Annotated in this window: 7 protein-coding genes; all 7 read right to left on the bottom strand. The window is 53.1% G+C overall.

Features of this window, described 5'->3' with window-relative positions; translation table 11 throughout:
• Positions 1-16: 16 nt before the first annotated feature.
• Positions 17-700 carry a response regulator gene (locus tag THS27_RS25235; protein ID WP_085595643.1) on the bottom strand — a complete coding sequence of 228 codons (684 nt, stop codon included), beginning with the start codon at positions 698-700 and terminating at the stop codon, positions 17-19.
• On the bottom strand, positions 693-3443 hold the full coding sequence (locus THS27_RS25230; RefSeq protein WP_085595641.1) for a sensor histidine kinase KdpD: 2751 nt from the start codon (positions 3441-3443) through the stop codon (positions 693-695). Before THS27_RS25230 ends, THS27_RS25235 begins: the two co-directional genes overlap by 8 nt.
• Before the next feature lie 220 nt (positions 3444-3663).
• A complete protein-coding gene (gene kdpC, locus THS27_RS25225) occupies positions 3664-4230 on the bottom strand; it encodes a potassium-transporting ATPase subunit KdpC (RefSeq protein ID WP_085595639.1) in 567 nt (188 codons plus the stop codon).
• Between the two features lie 13 nt (positions 4231-4243).
• Positions 4244-6277: a potassium-transporting ATPase subunit KdpB gene (kdpB, locus tag THS27_RS25220; protein WP_085595637.1), complete on the bottom strand. Its 2034-nt coding sequence runs from the start codon at positions 6275-6277 to the stop codon at positions 4244-4246.
• Positions 6278-6294: 17 nt separating this feature from the next.
• Positions 6295-8004, bottom strand: a complete 1710-nt coding sequence (kdpA, locus tag THS27_RS25215) for a potassium-transporting ATPase subunit KdpA (protein WP_085595635.1) — start codon at positions 8002-8004, stop codon at positions 6295-6297.
• A gap of 13 nt (positions 8005-8017) precedes the next feature.
• On the bottom strand, positions 8018-8104 hold the full coding sequence (kdpF, locus tag THS27_RS27790; RefSeq protein WP_085595633.1) for a K(+)-transporting ATPase subunit F: 87 nt from the start codon (positions 8102-8104) through the stop codon (positions 8018-8020).
• A gap of 9 nt (positions 8105-8113) precedes the next feature.
• Entirely contained in the window at positions 8114-8278 is a 165-nt protein-coding gene (locus THS27_RS26995; RefSeq protein ID WP_168185010.1) for a hypothetical protein, read from the bottom strand.
• Between the last annotated feature and the right edge of the window lie 436 nt (positions 8279-8714).

Raw genomic sequence — 8714 nt, 5'->3', positions numbered from 1 at the left:
TTAATAGGTCCTGAGCCTAAGTAAATCGATATCCAACACCCGGTTCATTTTCAATAAATTTGGGATTCAAAGGGTCATCTCCCAATTTTTGACGTAAATGACCTATGTAAATGCGCAAATAATGCGTTTCCTTTTCATGAGCTGGCCCCCATATCTCTCGCAATATTTGCTGATGGGTCACAATCCGCCCGGCATTGCGCGCCAGTAATGCCAGCAACGCAAATTCTTTTTTCGTCAGTTTCAGTTCGTTATCGGCCAAAAACACCTTGTGCCCGGCCAGATCAATTCTCAGATCGCCCGAAACAATCTCGCTGCTGGCGGCCTCGTCAGACTTCCGACCCCGCAATGTCGCCCGCACCCGTGCAATCAATTCGGCAATGCCAAAGGGCTTTGTCACATAATCATTGGCACCATTGTCAAGGGCGCTCACCTTTTCATCTTCGCTGGACCGGACGGACAGTACAATAATCGGCACGTCGCTCCATTGCCGTATTTCCTGCAACACCGTCTGGCCGTCCAAATCAGGTAATCCAAGATCAAGGATAACAAGCTGCGGCGTTTCAAGGGCGCATTTTTCAATGCCCGACTGGCCATTTTCCGCCTCGACCACGCCATATCCCTGGGCCCCAAGGCTTATTCGCAGAAATTTGCGAATTTGCGGTTCGTCATCAATTATGAGAATTTTGACCTTGTCACTCACTTTGGTTTTTATCCCCAATATTAACGGCGGATTGCGGCATATCCTCGTCCTCTATTGTGTCCATGCCCGGCATTGCCGTTACCGGCAGGGTGATTGCAATCGTCGTGCCCTGCCCTTGCGAATTTTCAAGTGCGACAATGTTTCCACCATGCGCTTCGACAAATCCACGGCAAATCGACAGCCCCAGCCCCGTTCCCGCTAGTTGATGGTCGCCGGCACGAACGCGATAAAATACATCAAACACCGCCTGCCGGTCAGTTGGGGGGATACCGCTGCCATTATCAGAAATTGCAAACCTGACCCCGGCCTTTTCCACAGTAACGTCAATCGATATTTTACCTTCAGGCGTCGTGTGTTTAACGGCGTTATCCAGCACGTTAAACAAAACCTGCTCCATCAAGACAGGGTCGATATAAAGGGCTGGCACATAAGGCGCGACATTGACATCAAAGTTTCGGGTCGCCGAAAATTTGCGGATATGACGGAGGGCACGACCGATAATTTCTGCCACATCGCACCATTCCTTTTTCGGTTGCAACGCACCATATCCCAGCCGGGTCATATCCAGAAGGTTCTGAACAAAGCGGTTCAAACGCTCGCTTTCCTCAAGAATTGTCGTGGTTAGCTGTCGCCGGTCATCTTCAGTCAACGCCTTGTCATAACCCGACAACGCCGTCGCGGAACCAATGATAGACACCAAAGGTGTGCGCAAATCATGCGACACAGAAGACAACAATGCCGCACGAAGTTGTTCCGTCTCGGTTAACAGGCGCGCTTCTTCAATATCGGTTGCAAGGCGTGTGCGTTCCACGGCAACCGCCACCTGGTCCACCAGTGCTTCCAATAACCGGCGTTGTGACGGACCCAGGACACGCTCGCGCTGGTCAAACCTTACACCCAACAGCCCAAACGGATGCTGCGGTGTGTTTACGGGCATGAAAAGCCACTCGGCAGCTGGCAGCGTATTGGACTGCCAGCCCGCCGGCTTCATATGATCCCACGCCCATTCAGCCGCTCCCCAGTCCTTGTGACCCAACTGATCCTCGGGTGGGTATGCTGCGGTAATTTCCAGTGATCCATTTTTTCCCGGCTGCAGAACCATCGACTGGCAATTCAGGGTCGCGGCGACATGGTGGACCGCCGCCCACAACACATCATCAAGCGAGGCTGCGGCCGCAATTTTGCGGCTGAAATCATAGAGATTGGCCGTGCGTTTGGCGCTGATTTTCATGGCATCAACCTGCAATCTCAACCGCCCGGCCAAATTGCCGACAATGACAGAAACAATCAGGAAAAAGACAATGGTAATCAACTGTTCCTGATGAAACACCGACAGGGAATAATAAGGAACGGTGAAAAAGAAATTATAGGAAATAAAAGACAACACACTGGCAGCAATCGACGGCCACATGCCACAACGTATGGCGCTGGCCAAAACCGCAAGCAGGTAAACAAGCGACAAATTGCCGAAAGGCAGGTATCTGTCCGCACCCAGGGCCGCAATCGTGGCAACCACCACGCTTGAGACAACCCATATCAGCGCCTGCCTGTAGCCCCCTTGGCGTTCTCGTAACACACGTGCGGGCCGTTGATCGGATTGATCGGTGCTGTCCTCGGCAATAACGGTAACATCAAAACCATCGGCGTTTTCCAGCAGCTTTTGTGTCACGTTTTCCTGGAAAATACCGGTAAAACGACGACGCCTGCGTCGACCAATCAGCAGACGCGTCACGTTCCGTTCGGCAGCCAGGGCAGCAATTTCGCGCGCCAGATGTGCTTCGGCCTGCATGGTGATGATTTCCGCCCCCAATTGTTCGGCCATTTGCAAAGCCCGGGCAACACCGTCTTTCTGGGCATTCGTCAGCCGGTCATCGCGCGGCGTTTCAACATGAACGGCAATCCACGGTATACGCTGGCGTTCGGCCATGCGCTTTGCGGTTCGTACCAGCTTTTTGGCAACCGGGCTTTCATTCAGGCACACCATCAGCCGTTCCTGGGTGGGCCAGGGCCCGCTGACCGCATGGGTTCGCATATATTCAAGCATTTGCGCATCAATGCGTTCGGCGGCAATCCGCATTGCAAGTTCGCGCAGGGCTGTCAGGTTGCCCTTGCTGAAAAAATGCCGCAGGGCGCGCCCGACCTGCTCAATAACGTAAACTTTTCCGTCACGCAGGCGTTGCAGCAAATCTTCCGGTGACAGGTCAATCAGTTCGATTTCGTCGGCTTTTTCCAGAAAACTGTCGGGCAGGGTTTCACGCACGCGCACCTTGGAAATGCGCGCGACAATATCGTTCAGGCTTTCAAGATGCTGAATATTCAGCGTGGTATAGACATTGATACCGGCATCAAGCAGTTCATCAATATCCTGATAGCGTTTGTCATGGCGGCTGCCCGGTACATTTGTATGCGCCAGTTCATCCACCAGGGCAATTTCGGGTTTGCGCCAGATAATTGCGTCAATATCCATTTCCCCGAAAACCCGCCCACGATGCAAAAGACGTTTGCGCGGCAGGGTTTCCAGCCCGCGCAGCAGGTTTTCGGTTTCGATCCGGCCATGGGTTTCAACAATGCCGACAATAACGTCCCGCCCTTCTTTCCGCCTTTCCTGTGCGGCCTGAAGCATGGCGTAGGTCTTTCCGACACCAGGATAGGCGCCCAGAAAAATCTTTAATTTACCCCGCTGATCCGTGCGGGTCTGCTCCAGCAGGGCTTCAGGAAAAGGACGGTCCACGTCGTCAGTCATGATGCGATGATCAAAGCCTTTTCTATTTATTCTCTGATATCAGAACCATTGGCGAATGGCGCGGCTAAAGCGCCGAAAAAAATCGGGAAAAAACCGGGCGATTAGATAGTGCAGCCATAATGCCCGCAACTGTTGGGCCGAACGCCACATTTTTTCCAGCCGTTTACCGGGCCGCCCATCGGCCGCCCGGTAAACGATATTGTCAATGTTGCACATCGGTTCAGGACGACATGCCATCCAGCGCCATATTCAACATCAGGACATTGACGCGGGGCTCGCCCAACAATCCAAATGTTCTGCGCTGGATATGCGTAGTCACCAGTTCCTCCAGGTCGCTAACCCGCATATTGCGGGCTTTTGCCACCCGTTCCATCTGAAACCGGGCACTTTCAGGCGAAATATCGGGGTCAAGTCCACTGCCCGACGCGGTTACCAGATCAATCGGCACCGGGGGATTGCCATTTTCGGCCGACAAATCCATTGCCCGGGCACGAATATCCTTGACCAGTTCCCGGCTTGTCGGTGCCAAATTGGAACCACCGGAATTATCGCCTTCATACCCTGCCCCGGCATAGGAAGGACGGGCATGAAAATAGCGATCACTTCCAAACTTTTGACCAATCAAACGTGAGCCGATCACAACACCATCCTTTTCAATCAGGCTGCCATTTGCCTGATCGGGGAACAGAACCTGGCTTACCCCGGTTATGGCCAGCGGATAGGCGATCCCGGTCAATACAGTCATAACCGCAATCATCGCGATTGCAGGACGCAACAAATTCAACATGATCACACCTCCTTTATACCAGCCCGACGGCATTGATGATCAGATCGATCACTTTGATACCGACAAAGGGAACAATCAGTCCGCCAAGGCCGTAGATCAGCAGATTTCGCCGCAACAGGGCCGCAGCACTGCCCGGTGTGAACTGCACGCCTCGCAGGGCAAGCGGGATCAGGGCTATAATCACCAGAGCATTAAAAATGACGGCCGAAAGAATGGCGCTTTGCGGACTTGCCAGTCCCATGATGTTTAAGGCACCAAGTTGCGGATAGGTCGCAATAAACAACGCCGGCAGAATGGCAAAATATTTGGCAACGTCATTGGCAATCGAGAAAGTTGTCAAAGCACCACGGCTGATCAGCAACTGTTTGCCCACCCTGACAATTTCAATCAGTTTGGTCGGGTCACTATCAAGATCGACAAGGTTGCCGGCTTCACGGGCGGCCTGTGTCCCGTCATTCATTGCCACACCGACATCGGCCTGTGCCAGGGCGGGCGCATCGTTTGATCCGTCACCGCACATCGCAACCAGCCGCCCACCTTCCTGTTCCTGACGGATCAGTTCGAGTTTCTTTTCCGGTGTTGCCTCGGCAAGAAAATCATCCACACCGGCCTCGGCGGCAATGGCTGCCGCGGTCAGCGGATTATCACCTGTTACCATGACCGTGCGAATACCCATCTCGCGCAATTCGGCGAAACGTGCGCGAATGCCCGGTTTGATGATGTCTTTCAAATGAATGACACCCAGCACATTATGATTTTTTGCAACCACCAGTGGCGTACCACCCGATTTTGCAATGCCGTCAACGATCCGGCCCAGTTCGGTGGCCTGCTGGCCGGGCTCGGCGTATCCACGCATTGCATCCCCGGCCCCTTTGCGGAATTCATCCGTACCGATATCCGCACCTGACATCCGGGTTTCGGCACTAAAGCCGATGGCTTTGGTCAGGGATGCTTTATCTCCGTGAAAATCGAACAGTTTTCCTGCCAGCTCGACAATTGATTTACCCTCGGGCGTGTCATCTGCAAGGGATGCGATTGCTGCTGCCTCGGCCAGTTCCCGTTCACTAATACCTTTTAACGGCATAAATGCATCGGCCATCCGGTTGCCAAATGTAATTGTCCCGGTTTTATCAAGCAGCAGGGTATCGACGTCACCCGACGCCTCGACAGCACGACCGGATTTTGCAATCACATTGGCCTTGACCAGCCGGTCCATACCTGCAATCCCGATTGCCGAAAGCAGCCCCCCAATCGTCGTCGGGATCAGCGTGACCAGCAACGCGATCAAAAATGCGAGCGGAATGGAGGTTCCGGAAAACAGGGCGAACGGTTCAAGTGTGACAACAACGATCAGAAAAATAATCGACATGCCCACCAGCAAAATATTCAACGCAATCTCGTTGGGTGTTTTCTGGCGTTGCGCGCCCTCGACCATCGCAATCATGCGATCCAGAAAACTTTCGCCGGGCTTCGCTGTTACGCGAATTTTCAGCCAGTCGGACACAACCCGTGTGCCGCCGGTCACGGCCGAACGATCGCCACCGCTTTCACGGATAACCGGCGCGGATTCCCCCGTAATTGCCGACTCATCAACCGAGGCAATCCCCTCGACGATTTCGCCGTCAACCGGGATAACATCACCGGCTTCGACCAGAACGAAGTCTCCTGGAGCAAGGTGGCTGCTTGCAACCCGTTCGATATCGTTTTTATCGCCAGAGGGTAACTTTTTTGCCTCGGTTTCCTTGTTTGTCGAGCGCAAACTGTCGGCCCGGGCCTTTCCGCGGCCTTCGGCCACTGCTTCGGCGAAATTGGCAAACAAAACGGTAAACCACAGCCAGACTGTTATCTGAACCAGCACGGATAAATCCGTGGTGCCTGCCAGGGCTCCCTGAATGCTGATGACGGTTGCCATGACGGCCCCGGCTTCCACCATAAACATCACCGAATTGCGCACCATAACCCGGGGGTCAAGTTTGCGTAATGCCTCGAACCCTGCTGTTCGCATAAGGGTTCCGTCGAGCAAACGGGTGTTTTCTGTTTTCTTCATTTTGAACACTCCTCCGGTCAATACAGGGTACCGGCCAACATCGCGAAATGTTCCGCGATCGGGCCAAGTGCCAATGCCGGGAAGAAAGTAAGGCCGCCGACGATCAGGATGACGGCAATCAAAAGGGTGACGAAAAGCGGGCCATGTGTGGGAAAGGTGCCGCCGGAAACCGGCACGACATTTTTCGCGCCAAGCGAGCCCGCAATCGCAAGAACGGGAATGATAAATCCGTACCGCCCCAGCATCATGGCAATGCCCTGCAAGGTGGTATGAAATGGCACGCTGGCGCCAAAACCGGCAAAGGCCGAGCCGTTATTCCCCGTCGCCGAACTATAGGCATACAGGATTTCAGATAAGCCATGCGGCCCGGCGTCCTGCACGGCCACCAGCGCCGAGGGAACAGTTGCCGCAAGGGCGCCAAAAATCAGAATACCAATCGGCATGGTCAAAATGGCCAGAACAGCCAGCTTGATTTCCCGGGATTCAATCTTTTTCCCAAGATATTCCGGCGTGCGGCCAACCATCAACCCGGCGATAAAAACAGTCAGTACAACAAATAACAGCATGCCGTAAAAACCGGCACCAACCCCGCCATAGACGATTTCGCCCAGTTGCATATTAAGCATTGCAACCATACCGCCAAGCGGCGTCATACTGTCATGCATGGCATTAACCGAACCATTGGATGCCGCTGTTGTTGCCGAGGCCCATAACGTTGAATTAAGGATGCCAAAACGGACTTCCTTGCCTTCCATATTGCCCGGCGCCGATATGCTTGCGCTATTATGCGCCCAAAGGGGATTGCCCGCCTTTTCAGCCCCATAGGTTGCGAAAAAGCCCGCCACAAAAAGCACGCCCATCACGGCAAAGATCGCAATCCCCTGGCGTTTGTCATTGACCATTTTTCCGAACAAAAAACAGAAAGCTGCAGGTATCAGCAGCAGATAGACCATTTCAAGAAGGTTGCTTAGCGGTGTCGGGTTTTCGTAAGGATGGGCGGAATTGACATTAAAAAATCCGCCACCATTGGTTCCGAGCTGCTTGATGGCAATCTGGGAGGCTGCAGGCCCCTGCGCCAGAACCTGATGGGTTCCCTCAAGGGTGGCTGCGTTAACATAGGCATGCAAATTCTGCGGAACGCCTTGGGAAACCAGGAAAAGTGCCGCAACAATGGATAACGGCAACAGGATGTAAAGTACCCCGCGCGTCATATCGACATAGAAATTACCCAATTCGCGAATTTTTCTGCTCGCAAAACCCCGGATAACGGCCACAGCAACGGCCATTCCGGTCGAGGCGCTGACAAAATTCTGCGTTGTCAAGCCGACCATCTGGCTGAAATAGGATAGCGTTGTTTCGCCCCCATAAGCCTGCCAGTTGGTATTGGTTATAAAACTGACCGCCGTATTAAAAGCAAGGTCCGAGGACATAGGCGCCAGACCGGCCGGGTTCCAGGGCAAAAAATGCTGTAATCGCAGGATCACAAACAACACAAGCCAGCCCGCAGCATTAAAGACCAGAAGGGCAATTGCATAGCGCGACCAGTGTTGAGAACTCGACGCATCAATCCCGCAAATCCGGTAAACCGCGGTTTCAACCGGTTGTAACAAGGGGGACAGAAATGTCCTGTCCCCATTATAGACACGATACATATAACCGCCCACGAACGGGGCGCAGACCAGCAGGATTGTGCAATAAAGCGCAAACTGGCCAAGATCGATTGTCATTGGAAGCTCCGTCCTAGAATTTTTCCGCCCGGATCAGGGCATAAAACAGATAGACGACCAGAGCGGCTGAAATCGCACCGCCAAGTATGTAACCAAGCATGATGTCCCCCTAAATCCGCGCGCAGCCGCGCACGGCCAGGCCGAACAGGACAAACGATCCCAGCCCAAGGGCGAGATAGATCAGATCAGACATGGCTTGCTCCTGTAATGTCCGAATTACCGAACTACAGGCTAGAATTTCCAAGCGTAAAAATGCGATGGCAGAAACTGGCAAATTTTATCTCTCTACGTAAAAATCACGTAAAATTTTTGCCTTCTGGTAATCCCCCACACCTTGTATCACCCGCTCGCCCCCGGACGATGACGTTCCAGTGCAAGCAATTGGCTGCAAGATTTTATACAAGCACAAGCTGATTTACCGAACTCGTTCGCATATTACATTTTCTGTTCGCGCATTTTATTGAACTTTACACATTGGATGTGCGCTTACCTTGGTCCACTCATCCTGGCTGTTTTTGGTCCTACCGACACCTAACTCGGACCTGTAAAGTCCGGGTTATGAAAACACAGCATTTCACCTCAAAAACGAGCCCGGTTTCACGGACAAATTCCGATTTGGCCAATCAACCGCGCAACCGGACCAGTTTGTACGGCGCGTCGATTGAATATGGGCTCCATTGTTTACTGTGGCTAGGGTCTGGACTCAATTG

Source organism: Thalassospira sp. MCCC 1A01428 (genome assembly GCF_002115825.1).
Lineage (GTDB): Bacteria > Pseudomonadota > Alphaproteobacteria > Rhodospirillales > Thalassospiraceae > Thalassospira.
This window is presented reverse-complemented; position numbering and strand designations above follow the sequence as displayed.